At 54.4% G+C, this 17,532-nt stretch carries 12 protein-coding genes; all 12 read right to left on the bottom strand.

All coding sequences use genetic code 11. From position 1 onward, the window contains the following. Positions 1–13 precede the first annotated feature (13 nt). Complete coding sequence (locus tag ACQZ5F_RS16220) at positions 14–1,045, bottom strand: glycosyltransferase family 4 protein (RefSeq protein ID WP_225338690.1); 1,032 nt, start codon at positions 1,043–1,045, stop codon at positions 14–16. Positions 1,046–1,384: 339 nt separating this feature from the next. Next, positions 1,385–2,254, bottom strand: coding sequence for a glycosyltransferase family 2 protein (locus tag ACQZ5F_RS16215; protein ID WP_448730606.1), 870 nt, complete (start codon positions 2,252–2,254; stop codon positions 1,385–1,387). A 163-nt stretch (positions 2,255–2,417) separates the two neighbouring features. Then, positions 2,418–3,875 (bottom strand): flippase, encoded by a 1,458-nt coding sequence (locus ACQZ5F_RS16210; RefSeq protein ID WP_225338689.1) that lies wholly within the window; start codon positions 3,873–3,875, stop codon positions 2,418–2,420. Between the two features lie 15 nt (positions 3,876–3,890). Further along, positions 3,891–4,898: a polysaccharide pyruvyl transferase family protein gene (locus tag ACQZ5F_RS16205; protein WP_448730607.1), complete on the bottom strand. Its 1,008-nt coding sequence runs from the start codon at positions 4,896–4,898 to the stop codon at positions 3,891–3,893. A 272-nt stretch (positions 4,899–5,170) separates the two neighbouring features. Continuing rightward, positions 5,171–6,391 carry a hypothetical protein gene (locus ACQZ5F_RS16200; protein ID WP_225338687.1) on the bottom strand — a complete coding sequence of 407 codons (1,221 nt, stop codon included), beginning with the start codon at positions 6,389–6,391 and terminating at the stop codon, positions 5,171–5,173. Positions 6,392–6,576: 185 nt separating this feature from the next. Beyond that, a complete protein-coding gene (locus ACQZ5F_RS16195) occupies positions 6,577–9,546 on the bottom strand; it encodes a DUF4838 domain-containing protein (protein ID WP_225338686.1) in 2,970 nt (989 codons plus the stop codon). A gap of 291 nt (positions 9,547–9,837) precedes the next feature. Further along, positions 9,838–11,463 carry an O-antigen ligase family protein gene (locus ACQZ5F_RS16190; protein WP_225338685.1) on the bottom strand — a complete coding sequence of 542 codons (1,626 nt, stop codon included), beginning with the start codon at positions 11,461–11,463 and terminating at the stop codon, positions 9,838–9,840. A gap of 80 nt (positions 11,464–11,543) precedes the next feature. Further along, positions 11,544–12,221, bottom strand: a complete 678-nt coding sequence (locus tag ACQZ5F_RS16185) for a hypothetical protein (RefSeq protein ID WP_137086772.1) — start codon at positions 12,219–12,221, stop codon at positions 11,544–11,546. Continuing rightward, entirely contained in the window at positions 12,214–14,469 is a 2,256-nt protein-coding gene (locus tag ACQZ5F_RS16180; protein WP_225338684.1) for a polysaccharide biosynthesis tyrosine autokinase, read from the bottom strand. Before ACQZ5F_RS16180 ends, ACQZ5F_RS16185 begins: the two co-directional genes overlap by 8 nt. Positions 14,470–14,598: 129 nt before the next feature. After that, entirely contained in the window at positions 14,599–15,474 is an 876-nt protein-coding gene (locus ACQZ5F_RS16175; protein ID WP_225338683.1) for a hypothetical protein, read from the bottom strand. A gap of 254 nt (positions 15,475–15,728) precedes the next feature. Further along, on the bottom strand, positions 15,729–16,520 hold the full coding sequence (locus ACQZ5F_RS16170) for a metallophosphoesterase family protein (RefSeq protein WP_349506704.1): 792 nt from the start codon (positions 16,518–16,520) through the stop codon (positions 15,729–15,731). A gap of 270 nt (positions 16,521–16,790) precedes the next feature. Further along, positions 16,791–17,396, bottom strand: coding sequence for a transglutaminase-like cysteine peptidase (locus ACQZ5F_RS16165; protein WP_225338681.1), 606 nt, complete (start codon positions 17,394–17,396; stop codon positions 16,791–16,793). Between the last annotated feature and the right edge of the window lie 136 nt (positions 17,397–17,532).

Raw genomic sequence — 17,532 nt, 5'->3', positions numbered from 1 at the left:
TCCGAATTACCGCCTAGATGGCAGCCCCCTTCACTATTTCCCAAAGGTGTCGAGCCGATACGCCCCAATCGAAATCTTCCCGTCTCTTGCGGCCGCTCGTGATAAGGTGTTGCCGGAAGGCTTCGTCAGAGGTGATCCGATCAAGCCCTTCCCTGATCTCTTCCACGGACTGTGGATCCACCAGAAGCGCGCCCCCGCCTGCGACTTCCGGCATGGCCGAAACATCTGAGGTTATGACCGGTACCCCACACGCATATGCCTCGACGATTGGAAGTCCGAAGCCCTCGAACAGCGAGACATAGGCGACTGCGAGTGCCCCTCTGTAGAGTGAAGGGATCTGCTCGGATGGCAGTCGGCCCGTGAAAATCAAATTCCGGTCGATGCCAAGCTCGGTGGCCAGCGCCTGAAGCTCATTATTGGGATTTCCGGTCAGAACCAGTCTTATTCCCCGGCCGGGCAGGCTGGAGGTTGCATAGGCTCGCACGAGCCTGTCCAGGTTCTTGTAGCTGCGGTGATTGCCGCCGTAGAAGATGTAAGGGTAGCCGGGGCTGTGTCTCAGCCCGTCTTCGCGGAACATCTGTTCAGTGCCATTATAGACAAGATGGACTTTGTCTGAAGGCATTCCAGACCAGTCCATGAACTCCTGTCTTGTATATTCTGAAACACAAATAACTGCCGCGCAGCGTCGGTACAGCGGCCTATAGATCAGGTCATAATAAGCGCGCTTGGTTTTGCCGTAGAAACGGCGATGGGTCAGATCGTGCACAACGACCACTGATGGAAGTTTAGTAACTAACGGTGGTACGAAGCCCGCGCTGAAAAACACGCCTTTGCCGCCACGTCCGGCAAGCGAGTGACTGATAGAGAGCGGCGACAAGGGCGAACCTATCCGTCCGCGCACCTTAACATCGACTATGCGCAGGTCGGCCGGAAGCCGTGCCTCAATTTCGGTCTGCACCTTTCCGATGCCCGTTTCTTCAGGCCACCGCCGGTCTGCAAAAACAGTCGTGGTGGGCGCATATGTGTCACCACTTCTCAGACGCACGTTAAGGGTTCCTTGGTTGTTGCCCTGGCGCGCGCGCCTGAGCTGCTGTGCTGATGGAGGTTTGCTTCATGGCAAGCGTAGTTGACCCTCGAATGATCGATTTCAGGAAAGCCATCGGAAGAATCTACCCGCAGACCGGGGGGTGTTTTCTGTTGTGGAACAACAGATGCGCTCCATCCGGCATAGCGACCACTTACCAGGGACGGTGCGGCCCCAATCACTTTCGCGCAGCCAAACGGCTCTCTTGCCGACAACACGGTGTCCGCAATCATGGCAATGAAATGTTTGGGCTGTAATGCGGTCAAACCAATACCATCCCGTTAGAGCCGTTTTCGAGAGTTAGTGATTACGCTGTGTTTGCCGGTTAGGATCGTCGGCCCAGCCGCGCAGGCGCTCGCGAAACGCGCTGGCACGATAACGCGCTTGCCCCAGCTGTCCTTTGGCGAGGGCGGCCATGGCGCCGATGAGCGGACGGCCCGCCATATAGGTGATGAACCAGAGCGGATACGCCTCCATGCGCATTACTCGCCCAAAGCCTCGGTTATAAAGGCGCCCACGTTTCATCGCGACGTCGTCAAAAATCGCCAGCGGTTCGGGATGCATGATGCGCAGACCCGGATCATAAAAACCCTTTGCACCGTCGCGCAGTGCGCGTAGCAATAGTTCCGTTTCTTCGCCAGCACCCCATACCGTGCCAGAACCAACGCCAAGATCTTCGTTGAACCGGCCTGCTTTTTTGAGGGTCGGCACTCGGTAGAACGTTGTGTAGGAGGTTTGGCTGGTCCAGATATTGAAGCGATTGATGACATGCGGCACCATCCCCCAACGGCCTTGCGAAGGCACGCCGGCAGGAGTGATGCTCATGCCCGTGTAGACACCTAGGTCGCCGTCATCGAGGAATGCGGAGCTTACCCGTTTTAAGGTATCCGTCAGATAGATGCAGTCGTCGTCTGGAAAGGCGACGATATCGCCGGTAACGTGTTCAAGCCCTAGATTGCGGCCGCGAGAAAGCCCTTTGCGGCTGTCCCGGATAAAAAGAACCGGAAGACTGCCTTCAAAGCGCTTTACGACCTCCTCGGTACCGTCATCAGAACTTTGATCAACGACAATGATCTGAGTTGCTGGTACCGACTGGATTTTTAGGGATTCCAAAAGCTCGCCGATTTGTCGAGGGCGATGCATTGTGGACGTCACAAGTGAAATGTTCAAAAGTAACCCTATCAAACAATGTATTTTTCTAAAAAAAGATAAAAGTAAAAAAAGCAGGCAGATATGAATTTAGCCGTAGTCTATCAATTCATTTCGCTATCGCAAGGTGAAGTTTTGCAGTGCATGAAAATTTTGAAATATGTTTAATTACGAAGTGCCTTAATCAAAGAGCCTTCCGCCTTACGGATCTTATGAACTGCACCACCATCCCACGTTCGGAGGGCAGGAGACAAAATGCGATATAAACAAGCGATCCGATCAGAAGGACGGATTTCAGGGCGTTGTAATATTCCAGATCGCGTCCCAGTAACTCAAACAGTGAAACTGGTAAAAGACAGGGCATGGCGAGGGCGAAATTCTTCCAGTAGACCGTCACTCTATTTGCAGCCCAGTAAAGAATGATCCCGTCGAGCATGGTGCGAAAAACCCACGCGCCAGCAGCGCCAATTACGCCAGCCTTGGCAACGGCGAAGTATAGAAGTGGAACGAAAACAACAAACTCGATCGCATATGCAAGGGTCGGCACGCGAGCCTTGCCGCGTGACTGGAAGAATGCGAGGGGCATGAATGTCATTGCGTAGAACCAGAACCCAGCCATGAGTATGGTGCCCGGAGGGACGGCCTGGTCAGCTATTTCTCTGCCAACCCAAAGGTCCAGAAAAGGCTTAAGAAAGATTAAGCCGCAGACGGTAATCGGGGTGATGGTAAGAAACATCACACGGCTTCCGAATTCAAGTATCTGCCGAGCTTCTTCATCGTGTTTGGCTGCGGCGAAGCGCGGGAATAATACCGAGAACCAGCTATATGGGATGAGCGTGACCCGAATGATTACATTATACGGCAAGCTATATATGGCAACCGCGTGCAGGGAGGAAACTGCACCGATAACAAACCGGTCCATGGTTAGCATAAGCTGGTTCATGACGCCGGAGACCATCGTCCAGCCGCCGAAGCTGAGCATGGGGCGGACATCGGAGATACTAAAACGCGGCACTCGCGCTTCTTTTGACAATGACAGGCAGTACGCAAAGAGCAGAACAACGCCTCCGACCCTTCCCAGAAGAGCGCCCACTGCGAGCCACGGAAGTTCGACCGAAACCAGCCACCCCGCCAGAAGCGGAGCAGTCTGAAACAAAATTGTGCCTGCCGACTGGGCGATATTGAGTTTTCCGAATTGTTCCCGTCCCTGAAGGTATCCAGTCAGCACCGAGGAAATGGTCACGAATGGCAAAATGGCCACAAGTGTCAGGAGTGCCTTTCCAATTTCGCCACTTAAGTCAGCGCTCACGGAAAAGATGCGGTCGAAGAAGAAACGGCTGATGCAATAAGCGAGAAATGCACCCGCTAGTCCGCCAAGAGTGCTAAGTGCAAGCCCGGTCCAAAAAAAATCCGCCCGTCGGTGCTCGTCACTTTCGCGAGCGACCGCACTCGCTACAGTCCGCCCAAAACCAAAGTCAAAGATGCCGAGATATCCGAGCAGCAGCCAAATGAGAGATAATACGCCGAAACGCTCCAGGCCGACCAAATGAAGGTAAAATGGTGTGACGATCAACGTCACCGCCATCGGCACGAGGCCGCCTGCCAGGTTGGCTGAAAGGCCAAATATCAGTCTTGAGCTCATGGTCCCTCCGAGAGCTCAAGCCGATGTAACTAACGGCGACCCTGAGAGCCACTTGGAATGATATCGATGGAGTTTCCGATATTTGTTGTTGCGATCATCAAAATATATCGGCTTGGAAAGCAGTGATGACAAAATCATACCGTGTAAGCGGTCGGTCCTGACACTTTCAAACTTCTGGAAATGTTCGACGCCATTGCCGATGACGCGATCCCGCAAAACATACCATGCCTTATAGCTGGGAGCTGATCGCGGAACGGGATTGAGGCGCCGCCAAGCACAAAATACCTTGTATAATACCCTGTCGCGAGAAGATTGGGTGTCATCCCAATCGAAAGCACCTTTGGCGCCAGCTTGACTGCCCCCCTCCAAGTCGATGCGTGTTTGTTGGAGCTCGCCAGTTCCGATCGTGTAAGGGAATGGAAAAAACGCCGCGTTTTCCCAAAGCTCATGTGCCATATCGGGCAATATCTCACCCGGTACCCCACTGGCAGCCAGAAATTCAAGCGATTCCTGGTCCCGCACGAATATTGTCAGGTTGCCATGCCTGCCGCACAATTTGGCGGCTTCGTCGTATTTTCTTCGGTCGCCAAATTGAATCGATTGGGGAAACACGATGGCTTTAACGCCACTATATCGCTCCAACAGGGCTTCACGGAGCTTTTGATGATGCGGCCATACATCTCCGAAACTCCCACCCCCATGGAATACCAGAACCGCACCGCCGGCGATATCCGCATCAAGTTGAGGGAGGCGTCTTCCTAGAATGAATTTATCGGATTCGTAATAATATTTGCCAAGATCTCCGATTGCATAGCGACTTACGACATTAATTCCATTTCGAGAAAAAAATGCTTCGGTGCCAATATTAATCAGCAGGTCTCCTGTATTGAAATGTGCGGGGTAATCAATGTATGCAACCTTCGCCCCTGTTCCGATACATTCGTTAATTTGCGAAAACTTTGATTTGAGGTCCCGCATTACAGCAGCGTGCGCTTCTAGCTCACTGTGAATTGGTGCCAACATGGCTTATAATCCGCTTTGTAAGAATTTAAGAAATAAAATAAATATAGAACTGCTTCTCGCATATGCGAAATAAATCGCTTTGACCAGACAAATTTGCGATTGGTGGCCGACCGAAAATTCCCCTGTTCGCAGAATTTGCAGATATTCACGGACAACATTAACGACTTCGAGAAATAACCAATCAAGTGATACTGCGACGTCCAAATTGACGATTGCCTATTCTTGGGCCCCCATAGCGGGATGCGCCGCGGAGTGAGGGCAAACCCCCGACATTACGGGAGTTTCTCCGCCCTATGCTTGTATTCGCGACTGAATTCATTCGTTGCGTTGATACTTTCCGCGATTTTCCTCGCTCTTTGAAGTGCAAGTCGCTGGAACTTGTCCTGCGATACCAAAAATCCCATAAAAAAATAGACCAGTTCGGACTGGTGTAGTGGGTTAAGCAACGACAAGGCTGCAATTGGCGCCAACACCCTGGTTGCAGAGTTTCCCACTCCGGCAAAGATCACCAACCACATCGCAAAACCGAAAGGTCCGGCAATTAGCCAGAGATCAAGCGGGACCGAGAATACCGAGTTTGTGCCTTCTCCCAGCCCTCTTACCTGAATCCAGGTGTTGGAGAAAAACGCCTCCACAAATCCCAGCCCGTAACCAAACGGATTGGCGCGCAGCAGATCGAGGCTGACAGTGAATGCAAGTCCCCGTTCTTCCTCCAGTTTGACCGCCAATCTGTCGCCGGTGAGCTCTTCCGAAAAAATGGACAGATAAAACATTGCGCCGATGATAACCGGCAGGATCTTTATCCACAAAGGCAGCCTTGATTGCAGGAGAAACACGATTCCAGCAGCTATGAACGTCGTCTTTGAGCCGGATAGAAGCATGACAACAATGTTAAGACCGAAGAACAGCAAGAAGCCTCGATTTGAGCGATCCTTCAGGAGCAATACATAGGAGAGAAGGAGAAAATAGACCGCCAGCCAATTACGCTCCTTGAACGTTCCATGGAGCGCACCCTGCCCAAAGCTGATTTCCTCATAGATCACGGGTATATGCAGCGCCTGCGCTGCATATTGAAAAATCAGGAAGATAAATAGGAAGCCGTACGCCAATGGCAGCGAACGGTCACCGAAGTGCCATCCCAACCATTTTCCCACCACATAAAACGCCGGATAAAAAAGGACAAATTTAACGAGCTGATCCATTTCCTTTATGCGCGTGTAATCCTGCGTGAAGGTTAGAGCCAGCGTAAAATAGACGAATGCGGCATAGGCGATAAGTTCTGTTCCCGATAGTCGAGGCCGTTCATAAAACAGCATCACCACCAGCGCGATTAACACCCAGAGATGTGCGGGTTGTGCAATGGAAAGCTTCACTGCCTGCAGCGGCAATAAAAGCAGGCCGCCGACCAGAATTATCTCCAGAAGAAGCATTCGTCGCTTGGGGATCGCATCTTTCCGTGGCAAAGACCAAGGCTGGCTGTAGGTGGTATTCACCCATAAATTCCTTCAAAAATGGGGCATTTTCGTATCGCTAAATGTTTAGGCAATAAGTGAACAGAGCGGAGCAGGATGGATTTATCAAAATTTGTATATCCATGTACGAACGCGGTCTTCACTTAAATTATATTTGTTTCTTTGCATTTCGAATGTAACTGAGTTCACATCCCACTGCGCGAATATTAGCATTTTTGCGTGGAGGATGTTCTGACATGCGGTAAATTTTTGCCGGGCAGATCAACGGTTGTTTCACGCCACGGGCGAGATAATGCAACTATTCTGTCGATAATAACCTTCGATCCCTCAGGCCCGCGTAACGGATCCAGATAAATACTGCGAGCATGGTCGGCCGTGTATGAAAAAGGTCCACCTGGCACCTGGAACCAGGAGTATGCAGCGGAAGTCAGCTGATCGGGCCCAATTGTATCGAAACAATCCATCGGGGGGGCCGCGCCGAGTTTGGCGACGGCTTCATTTTTCGTCGTGTCATCCGTACGAAGGGCGGCATAAAGCCACCATTCGCCGGACTTGGGTAATTTGTCAAACTTCAACTGCATATTCCAACCCGGCGAGCTCCGATCGAGTGCCACCGCTGCCCCGTCAGAGGCAAGGGGATCGGCCACGATCGCGCTTTTCGCTCCGGCGAAACGTTGAAATGAGATATCCTGTATGTCTTTCCAGCTCACCCCATCCATGGCGATATCCGGCTTTTCGGGCAGTCGCCTTTCTATGGCCAGAAGAGGAGCCAGGGCTGCAATCTTGTCGTTTTGAATGTATTGGGTAACACCGGCTTGCGAGATCGCCTTCCAAAAACGGGCAGAGCGCTGATTTTTGTCGGTGTTTACGTCGAAGCCTATCTGATCTTTCAAGTCCGAATATTCGTTCCGCCGCAGGAGGATTACATAATCGACCGGCATGCGGGCGGTCTGCACCCGGGCTTCATAGCGGGTTCCGCGGACCGATGCCTCGGCTTTGTCAAACAGGCTGTCGGCCCGTTTGACAAACTCGGCGTCAAACATAGCCATATCGACAGTCGTCTTTTCTGCCAGAACATCATCGGTGCGGCTGATCTTTTCATGGTAGAAACGGATATATTCGATGATATCAGAAGCCGCAGGCCCGTAATAAGCCTCGCAGAACTCACGAACCAGTTCATTAATATCCTGTTCTGGGTCCCAGAGCAGGCGGGCGATCACCCACGCTCTCAGGCTGGCAAATTCGGCGCCCGGCGTATTGAAGCTGCCTTCACCCATATATCCCCCAACGTGGTCCAGTGAGGCCAGCCATTGGATCGATCTGCCGATTGGGAAGATGTTTGGAGTAGGTTGAATGAAGCCGGCGAAATTCGTGATGTGATCCCAAATAAGAACATTGCGGGCAATCGTGTTCCAGCCGGCAATGTCCTTGCCGAGGGCGGCGTTAGCGGAGCCGTCGAGCGCGTCGCGGTAGTTAACGTGGATCGTCATCGGATAGACAAGGATGTGATCGGGGACGGTCATGCCTTCCGGCGGTGTGAAGCTCCAGTGATAGGCATTAAAGGCGAGACGAGCGCCAGGTAGTTCGGCGCGGACGCGTCGGGCAATGTCGATCATCATGTCCAGCCGTGGCGCCGAAGCATGCCCTCCATGACGATCGGCGAATGCCTTGCTGCTTGCGTCCATATCCCAGCCCCAATCCATATCGTGAATGGAAAACCAGATACTGCGATAGCCTGGCAAGGCACGTAGTCGTTCGATAACCACCCGGGCCATCTCCGCGCGCATCTCCTCGTTCATCATCGCCAGTTGCCCGCCCGCATACCAGTCCGGATGAGCCGGCTTATAGATGGCCGGAGGCAATAATTGATAGAAATTGGCTATGATGCCCTGGCTTGCCCAGCTTCTATCCCAGCTATCAAGCGCCGGCGGTGACGATTGGAAGGAGGGGCCGTGAGATTCACCGTTCATGAGGTTGCGCTGACGCCATGCCTTGTCTTCCGCCTCGACACTGAGCACCTCCCGAAAGCCAAAGCGCGGGATTTGTCGCTCGTGTTGAAACGGTAGCGTGATGTCTGGCGTCAGCGGAAGGGTTGTCGCATCCGGCGCCAACCATCGAATGCCGAGTTTACGGTCTAGGAACCAGTTGACGCCATACATGGTGCCGCGCGGTGTACGCCCGGCAATCAGGATGTGGGGACCGGAAGAACGTATGAGGAAGCCATCGTCTCCCAGTTCTTCAAAATCGGCCTCAGTGAACGCTTTACGGGCAAATGCGTTGAGGCGGCCGACGACGAGCAGCGGCTGCTCTGCGACAGCTTCATCTATGGACAGATGTTTGGGTCCAACAGCACCTGCAACCTGCGCAGAAAAATTTGAGAGATCGCTGGCGGCCTGAAGCGTCATCACGTCTTCATCGACACCAACATGCACACGCATTGCCATGTCTCTTGCTGTCGCCAGGCGATGTCGACCATCCTGTGGAGCGGGACGAGCAAGCTGGTTTCTTATGAGTTCGGCGTTAGAAGCCTGCTCCGCGGGCGGTGGAAGCCACTCTGCCACCAAGGTCTGACGTGTGGCTTCGGCAACTGAGGTTGCCGGCTCCTCTGTCTGTGTCATGGAGATGCCGGTGAATGCCGCTGCGCCCGGGGTGCACGGAGCTTTACGAAGGTAAAGAACCATCTGATCGGCTTCAGGCGGTGCGGTAAAGACAATGGCGTGGGATTGCCATTTGGCCGCATCGCCGCCTGTAACGAAAGCTGCTTTCTCGGTCCGCGGAACTTTATCGGCGGTACATTTCCCATTCTCGCGGCCATCTAATGTGACTTTGGCTGGCCCTTGCCATTCATCCGTGACGCCCGCCCCACGAAAGCTCATCTGCGCATAAACCGTGCCCGGCTGCGTGGCTTCACTACGGATATCCATTGAGAGGCGGTAGTTGCGCCCGCCGGAGACGCTGATTTTCTCCTGTACGACCATGCCGGACGGAATCAAGGCAGCCTCGCGTCCGGCTATTTTCTGCAACCGTATAGCCGAGCCTTGCGGCCACCATGGGAAGATATGGCCGGCGAAAGAGCCGTTTTTGACGAGTTCGGACTGTTGTGCAAATGCAGGAAGAGAAAGAAGACTGAATGCCGCGAAAAGGCAGATAAGAGATCTTTGTAAAAACCTTTTCATTGGCATTCCTTAAATTGTTTAAATTTATGGAAAATATATTTTTGAAAAACCAGTCTAGTTCAGTCAGGAAATGCCTCTTAATTTCGACTCAAAGGCAATTCCAGTGGAGTATTTTGGTTTTATTATCCGGAAAGTGCAGTAAATAAAAATATATAAAGTACGTTATGCTGTTTGGTTTTAACCGAACGGACTACTTCAAGTCCTCTTAGGCGTTTATGAAACGGGTTTAAACACTTTCCGTATCCACTCTATCATCAGGGAAAACTGATGTCGCCTGTCTTCATCGGTTGATCAATTTTGCCTGTTGGGTCCGGTTGCCAATGTTGGGACCGTGTCGACGATTTCCGATGCTGCTGTAAAGACATCGGTAAAACGGGTTACCGGCATGAGCCTTTCATTTGTCTGGGGATCGGCCGAAGGTCGGCTCCGGCGTTGCCGCCCATCCCGTTCTGTTCCCGGCGGATGCAGACAAAGGGTTACAACGGGGGCGAGGAAGACGGCGTAAGCCATTGCGAAGCCGGGGATCTGTAGCGAAAAATCAAGCGTCGAATGTAGTGCGACAAGCAGGAGCCCAGCAAAGCCCAGATGGGAAGCGTAACGATAACGTTTGCGTTTACGTGCCCCGCGAAAAAATATGGCCAATTGGGTGAGCACAAAAAAAGCTACGTAAAACGGGAATACGATGCCCAGCGTCAGCAGGCCCTCGGCATAGACATTGTGAGCATGGGTGACAACGCTGTTCACGCCGCATTGCGCCGCATGATAGGGGGCGTAGGTTTCCTTAAAGCTTGCAAGCCCCGATCCCCACGGCCAATTATCGGCGATGGCGCGTGTGATGCCCGGCATGTAGCAGAAGCGCAGGTCGTCTTCCAACCGCGCTTCCATGCGAAGCGCCACCCTATTGGCGAAAAGCGAGAACAGCCCGATGGCGATGACAAGCATGATCGCTGCTCGTCGTTTCGATCCGTGCCGTCCGCCCCATAGGGGTGCCGCATTCCGTCCTCTTCGAATGGGGGAGTTGAAGACGGTCAAAAGGATAAGCAACAACAGTGCCGCAAAGCTCGACATGATCCCTGCGCGCGATCCGGTCAGCATCAATGCGATGAAGCAAAAAGCAGTAAGCGCACTGGCGAAAGCCGCGCTGCGGATGAGACGTTTCTGTTCATCCGGCACGGTCAGACGATTTGCCACCAGAGCCCTCACCATGCGCCAGTTGGGAGCCAGGAGCCTTTTATGCAGCAGCACAACAAGTGTGAGCAGGATGAGGCCGAAAAAGGTTGCAGCGGTATTTCGGTTGACGAAGAGACCGGTCAGACTGTCAAGATAAAAGCGTTTCTGAATGAAGCCGAGCATTTCAGGAAAAAACAGAAACTGCATGATTGACCACAATGCGAGCCAACCGCCGCCTATTGCGAACCATCGCAGTGCTTTTGCCGCTCGCTCATTCGTATCGAAAATCACGAGGCCAGTTATGAAGGCGCCGAAGGGCAGGGCGGCGCTCAGCAGGCCGAGACGATCGTCAGCCGGGGTAAGTGATATCGTGGCGGTGGGCGCGGTCTGTGTGAACATCGCGGCAACAGACCAGGCGGGATGCGAGGGAGTGATGCCCGGCAGGAATAATGCCTGAAACAGCAGCTGAACGATAAGCCCCCCCAACAAAAGGCAGGCCGCTGCGATGGCCTTGCCGGCACCGGCCCGAGGGGGGCCAAGTAGAAGGATTGCGGACACCAGCAAAAGATAGATTGCCGCCGTGACGACGATACGGCTCTCAATCTCAACCGCGCCCCGATTGAGAAGCGTGAGCAGGAAGATCGCCCAGAACGCGGCGATGGCAATTGCCCGGAAATAGTCCTGAAATGCGAGCGGCTGGGGCTGCGAGGAGGACAGTGGTTCTGGCAGGGCTTCGGTGGGCTGCATGGTTTTTCGGCTTTGTGGGAATTGGCTGCTGTGGCGGTGCCTCAAAGGAAGGTGAGACCTGACCGCGCCGCCCTTTTAGATCAAGGATGCGGGACTGGGCGTTTCATCCTGTCCGGCGGCTTTTGTGGGCAGATATTACGCAAGGTCCAGCGCAGGACTTCCCCTCCTTTGCTGCACACGATCGCGGTGTCGGCATCGCGGGCCGTGTCTGCCTGTGGTAGGGCTTCTTTTGGAAATTGCTGCCACATCACGAAGCGTCCACGTATCAGATTGGCGTCGGCCGGTCCGTAAAGCTGAGAAAAATTCATCAGCACGGCAATTTCCATGGGCGAGGCGTTGCGCAATGCACGAACCATGGCAAGACGCAGCCATACGTCGCCATTGGCAGGAAAACAAAAAAGCGCATGACGAATATAAGTCTCGGCAAAACCAAGACGCGCGGCTGCTGTCTCGGAGGCCTGATCTTTGCCATTTATATCGAGATCGGCGAGAACCAGCCGCAATCCACCCTTGATAATATCTGAACGGCAGATTTTTTCTGCGACGACGGGATGCAGCCCTTTGACAGTTTTCGCCAGAAGACCGGGTGCCAGACCGTTCTTATCGTCCGCGATCTTCGCCATCGCGACAATATCGGAAAAACGCCGGCTTTCGGAAAATGCTTGTGCTGCGATGGATAAAACAAACGCGGAAATGATCAGAACCGGCGCGACTGCCAAGAACTTACGCAGACGCGTCACATAGTCCCGTCTAGTCATGATAATATCGGGTATAGCGCGAATGATAATATTCGCTCGAACCATAAGCCCGATAGAGCTTCAGCTTTTCCGTGTCTACCTTGTTCAGGATGACGCCGAGGCACTTCTTGCGGATGTGGACTTCGTTTTCGATCGTATTGCGTACCGCCCTGCGGGCGGTTTTACCCCATTCGGTGATGAAGATGAAACCATCAATTCGTCCAGCCATTGCTCGAGCGTCAATCACCGGCCCGAGAGGTGGCAGGTCTACGACAATATAATCGAAGGCATTACTCGCTTCGGCCAGCAATTTATGCATCTGAGCCGATGTCAGCAGCTCAGAGGAATGTGGTACGCGCTGCTTGACGACTGTGGGCAGGAAAGCGAGCCGCGTCTTTTCGTCGTGCAGCAGCACGTCCCGAACATTGCGACCTTCCAGCAACACTTCGAGCAGGCCTTCTCCGGCGTGACGCGCCAGGGCGCGCGTGGCGCCCGGATTGCGAATATCGGCATCCAGCAGCAGCACTCTCGCGCCCTGCCCGGCGAGAAGCTGCGCCAGATTGATGGAGATCGTTGATTTTCCCTCACTCGGCAAGGCTGATACTACCCCCACCACCCGCGCTCCGCTTTTCGCAGCAATGCCGAGATCTATTGCGAGCCGGGTGCTACGCAGCGTTTCTGCAAAGGAGGATAGTGGGTGGTCTACAGCGTGGCGCCCAATGCTGGAGGGGCGTGTGGCAGCAGGATTGCTCTCTTTTCCTGTCGGTAGGTTGTCCGTGGCAGGCTTGTTTTGAATGAGAGGGGTATTCCCCAGAAACTCCAGCCCGAGAACATCGCGAACCTGTTCGCCGGTGCGGAAGAAGCGATCGCGGAATTCGCGGAATGCGGCCATGCCGCCGCCGGCTACGGCGCCCATGAACATGAACAACGCCAAAACGAGCGGCTTATTTGGCTTGCTCGGCCCCTCAGGCGGCATTGCCTTGGAGATCACGCGCGCTTCCGTCACAGGGAATGATTGCTGCTGCATCGCCTCCTGGTAGCGCTGCAGGAAGGTCTGATACATGTTCTTGTAGGTTTCCGCTTCGCGCTGCAATTCGCGCAACTGAACCTGTGTCTGGCTGGCCGAATTACTGACGTCAGTGGCCCTGGCGACGCTCTCCGCCAGTGATTTTTCGCGTGCTTCCGAGACCTCAAGATCACTTTTGTAACTTTGTGCGATCCGACTGACTTCCTGGAACATCAGCCGGCGGTATTCCTGCATTTCGTTGCGCAGACGCACGGCCTGAACGTGGTTGCCGCCAAGCCGGCCGGTGATTTCCGCCTCGACCTTGGAGGATTCGAGATATTTCTTGCGCAGATCATTTGCGACGGAGCTGTCGAGAATATCCGTTACGACGGCATCGACATCGTCAGTAGCGAGGATATGGTCGATCCGTTGCACCCGCGCCCGCGCCCTTGCCGTTTCCGATTGTGCCAGGATCAGCGCGCTGTTGGATTCGGCGAGCTGTTGATCGGAGAGCAGGCCGTTACTGCCGGCCGAGATCAAATTGTGCTCGGCGCGAAATTTCTGCACGGCCAGATCGGTTTCGAGAGCCCTCTGGCGTAACTCGGCTATGCGATCGGACAACCAGTCGCTGGCTCGCTTCGTTGCCTCGTATTTGGAGTTCAGCTTGTCGACCAGATAGGCGGAAGCTACCGCATTGACGATCTGGGCGGCAAGCACCGGCGATGTAGAGCTGTAGGTAAGTTCCAGTGCATAAGTGCGGCCTATGCGTTTGACGGAAAGGTTCGACAGCAACTGGTCCGACAGCGCTCGTTTCAGGGTTTCGTCATCGATGACGGTTTCTTTTTCGGGCGAAAACCATTGGGAAACATTTACGAGCGAACGGATGGTATCGAATATCGAGCTTAGAAGCGACGCGCGTGCGGCTCCGAATTCCTGGTTTTCCGCCAGATTCAGACTATTGATGACCGCAAGCCCGATGGTTTCCGATTGCAGAACCTCGACCTGGCTGAGAATGGATGCCTCGTCCTCCACGACGCCGCCGATCGTCGAAAGTTGCTCGACGATCTGGCTGTTGTTGCGGTCGATCAGCAGGGTTGCCGTAGCAGAATAAATCGGGACGGCGGTCACGATATAGGTCAAACCAATTGCTGCAGCGACAGCAATAGCAGCGATGACAATACGCCATTGCCGACGGATCGCCGCGAGAGCGGTTTCGATATCGATAATATCGGCCGTAAACGCGCTTTTGTCGTAGTCGGCCATCGCCAGGGGATCGTGCCTTTGCAACAACTGTCAGCCTCGTTGTTTTTTAGCGGGCGCCGCGGTCGCCAAGTCCCGTTGCGTCATAAGACAGAAAACCGCGATACCCCAAGGAAACCGCGGAAGCCAGTGTCAAATCGGGCTTGTGCTTGTCTGTATACTTACGCTGCCGATTGAAACCGTTATCGACGGCGAAGTTGCCGCGCTGCCCGACGCTCCACTGCCGCCACCGCCAGCCGGAGCTGCTCCGCCTCCGGCCTGTGCCGTGCCGGCTGAACCGCCTCCGGCCGCCGAGCCACCAATGCTGTTGCCGCTCGCAGGTGTGGAACCGGCGCCACCGATCGGTGAGGCAGCTGCAGCGGCGGCTGCGGGAGCTGCAGGGCCGGCGGCCGTGCCCTGAACGTTTTCGCTAAATGCAATAAGAAGATCGGATGGCACGCCGACGCTCTTGGTCTGCAGCTGTATCGCGGCTGCGAGTATCGTGTCGCCCCTCTGCATCGCCGTGGAATAGGCAAGCGCCAAACCTTCGCCGACGACCTCGGAGAAGTCCTTGTTGGCGACCTTTTTGGCCAGCGCAACGATGGTGGGCAGCTGGCTCGAATCACTCAGAATCAGTGCGGAAAGCTGTTCGGAGAATTGCGCAGCGTTGGTGGAAACGGCGATAATCGGAAAGCCGCTTGTTACTCTTCCGGTCATGTCCGCTGCTGCGGCATCCGTGCTTGATGCAAGGGCGATCAAGTCACCCACCGTTACCTGCGTCGGAGACTGCTTGAAGAGTTCAGCGGCTGCAAGCGAAACCGTTTCCGGATTCGCGGTGTTGACACGGCCGAGGAAGGCGGCCGTCGTTTCGTCGGCGGTCTTTACGGGTGCCACAACCGGTGCCGGTGTAGCCTGCTGAGGTGCGGGCGGCGGAACGGGCTCTATGCTCTGGGCGTTCGCATAAGAAAAACCCATGCTGGCGATCAACATTGCGCCAGCAAGCGCCGGGCCGTTGTGAAGGCGGGACATAATACGTCTCCAAATCTTTAAAATACGACTTTAAATACATTCAATGTCGAATATGACTATCCAACATGTAAAAATTTCTCTTTTTTAAATCGCACAGCCCAAACGAACGATCAAGTGTTAAAATAGCGCTTCGAACGGAACTTTTAGCTATTGTTAACGACGTGTCCTACCGGTTTTCTCACTCTCATCTTGAGAAGGGGATTTCGACGGGGTTTTGTCCTGCGACCTTAAAAAATCATGCCATGCGTTTAATATTATGCAAGTAGAGTAATTTCAGAGTCTGAAATTCTTAAAATCGTAAGCCTGCCCGTCGTAAAAGCTCCGGTGTCGATGCCGATCCGTCGCGGGCCTGTTTCGGGTGCCGCAACAGGCGTATGGCCATGAATGACAAGCAGGTCCAGCCCGGCTCCCTGCGACAGGAACGGCTCCCTGATCCATAACATGTCCTCATCGGTCTGCGCATCCAGCGGCACTCCCGGCCGAAAGCCGGCATGCACGAAAATATAGGGTCCGATGCGCGCATAGACTGGCAGGCTGGCTAAAAGCTGGCGGTGGATATGCGGGATCGCACCGATCAGTGCGTCTCTGAAAGGCTGAAGTCGTAAACGGCCCTTATGCATGAAATAATCGATATCGACACCATAGGATAAAAGCGTCTGGCGGCCGCCGAAATCCAGCCAGTGCATGTTGTCCTGCGGATTTTCGAGAAAGTCGCTGAACAGCTGCTCATGATTGCCGCAGAGCGCGATACGGCGCAGTGGCGCCGGCGGCGGCTGCAGAAGGTGGTCGATGACACCGCAGGAATCCTGTCCGCGGTCGACATAGTCTCCAACGAGAACGACCAGAGCGGGGGAGGGGGCGGGACCCAGATCCGCTAGGATTTTCCGTTCCGCCTGCAAAAGCAGGTCGAGGCAGCCGTGCACGTCACCAATGGCGTAGATCGGAAAGGAGGTAGGCTTGTCGCCAAGGTCCAACCTGCGGCGCCTCCGGTCGTCGCGGGGGGCTGGTTGTTTACGACCGCGAATCCAGTTGAGCACCTTAGGCATAGCTGCCGATACTGTCTCTCCGGTACAAGGTCAAGAGCGTTGACTGCGGCGGCCGAACAGCCTTTTTGGGCTGGGTCGTTTGGAAGCCACGATCTCTGCAAACGTTCTGTTGAAGCGCCGCATCAGCGGCGTTTTTTCGGTCAAGAATACTTCGATATGGGGGCAGCATACCCTCTTTCGCATTCGAAATACATGACGCCTTAAATCGCTGGTCGAGCGTGCATCCGGTCCTGCGAAACGATGGGATGTGCGGGTATTGCCGGAGACGTTTTAGAGCTTCAGCCAGACGCGCGGATTTTCGTGTGACTGTATCTTGATCCATTTCAAATCCACCGCTTTCCACGGCTTGACGACGTTGGTGCGGTTGTCCAGCACCAGATCACCCTGGGTCGTGCTGACGACCAGAACCGCGTGGCCGATACCGCTCGGTGTGCGGGCTGTGGCGATGCGAAGCGCACCCGATGGCCAGCCGGCCCGCAGCAGGCGTTGTCGCTTGGTCACGGCGTAGTCGTCGCAGTCACCGCTGGCCGGATTGAGCTTCCACTCATCTTGTCCCTCAAGTTCGCCGACATAGACGATCGCGGAGTTGATCTCGGAGTTGATGCGCTGCAGTTCCGTGCGCTTCTGTTTCGTCAGCTCGATCGTGTCACGATCGCCAATGCGGGCGCACTGGTCTGCGGCATTGTCGCAGAATTTAGCAAAGGCGATGGGCGCGATGGTCGGACGGCTTGTTGACATGAACTGGCCGGGCCGCGATGTGACCGGGTTTTTGGCGAGACCACCAAGCTGAACGGCCGAAGCCGTCGTCGCGATGCTTGCCGCCATGCTGACGGCGACTGCCAAAGTCTTTACCAGACGGCCTGTTTTCTTTGCCATGTCTCTGCCCCTGCACAGTTGTTTTGTCTGTGCCTGAACATACCGGCCCTTTCTTGCAGGCCGTTTAAGTCGATAGATTGCTTTTTAGTGAAATCGAATTTTGTTGCCGACAGAGGAAGCCGACCGGAAAATCGGC

This window comes from Agrobacterium sp. 22-210-1 (assembly GCF_053522525.1).
The sequence above is the reverse complement of the archived record's forward strand: the minus strand, read 5'-3'. Positions and strand labels throughout refer to the sequence as shown.

Coding starts and splice junctions, on each gene's coding strand:
- ACQZ5F_RS16210 (WP_225338689.1), bottom strand. CDS start 3,875: ATGAGCTCAAGACTGATATTTGGCCTTTCAGCCAACCTGGCAGGCGGC.
- ACQZ5F_RS16205 (WP_448730607.1), bottom strand. CDS start 4,898: ATGTTGGCACCAATTCACAGTGAGCTAGAAGCGCACGCTGCTGTAATG.
- ACQZ5F_RS16195 (WP_225338686.1), bottom strand. CDS start 9,546: ATGAAAAGGTTTTTACAAAGATCTCTTATCTGCCTTTTCGCGGCATTC.
- ACQZ5F_RS16190 (WP_225338685.1), bottom strand. CDS start 11,463: ATGCAGCCCACCGAAGCCCTGCCAGAACCACTGTCCTCCTCGCAGCCC.
- ACQZ5F_RS16185 (WP_137086772.1), bottom strand. CDS start 12,221: ATGACTAGACGGGACTATGTGACGCGTCTGCGTAAGTTCTTGGCAGTC.
- ACQZ5F_RS16180 (WP_225338684.1), bottom strand. CDS start 14,469: ATGGCCGACTACGACAAAAGCGCGTTTACGGCCGATATTATCGATATC.
- ACQZ5F_RS16175 (WP_225338683.1), bottom strand. CDS start 15,474: ATGTCCCGCCTTCACAACGGCCCGGCGCTTGCTGGCGCAATGTTGATC.
- ACQZ5F_RS16170 (WP_349506704.1), bottom strand. CDS start 16,520: ATGCCTAAGGTGCTCAACTGGATTCGCGGTCGTAAACAACCAGCCCCC.
- ACQZ5F_RS16165 (WP_225338681.1), bottom strand. CDS start 17,396: ATGGCAAAGAAAACAGGCCGTCTGGTAAAGACTTTGGCAGTCGCCGTC.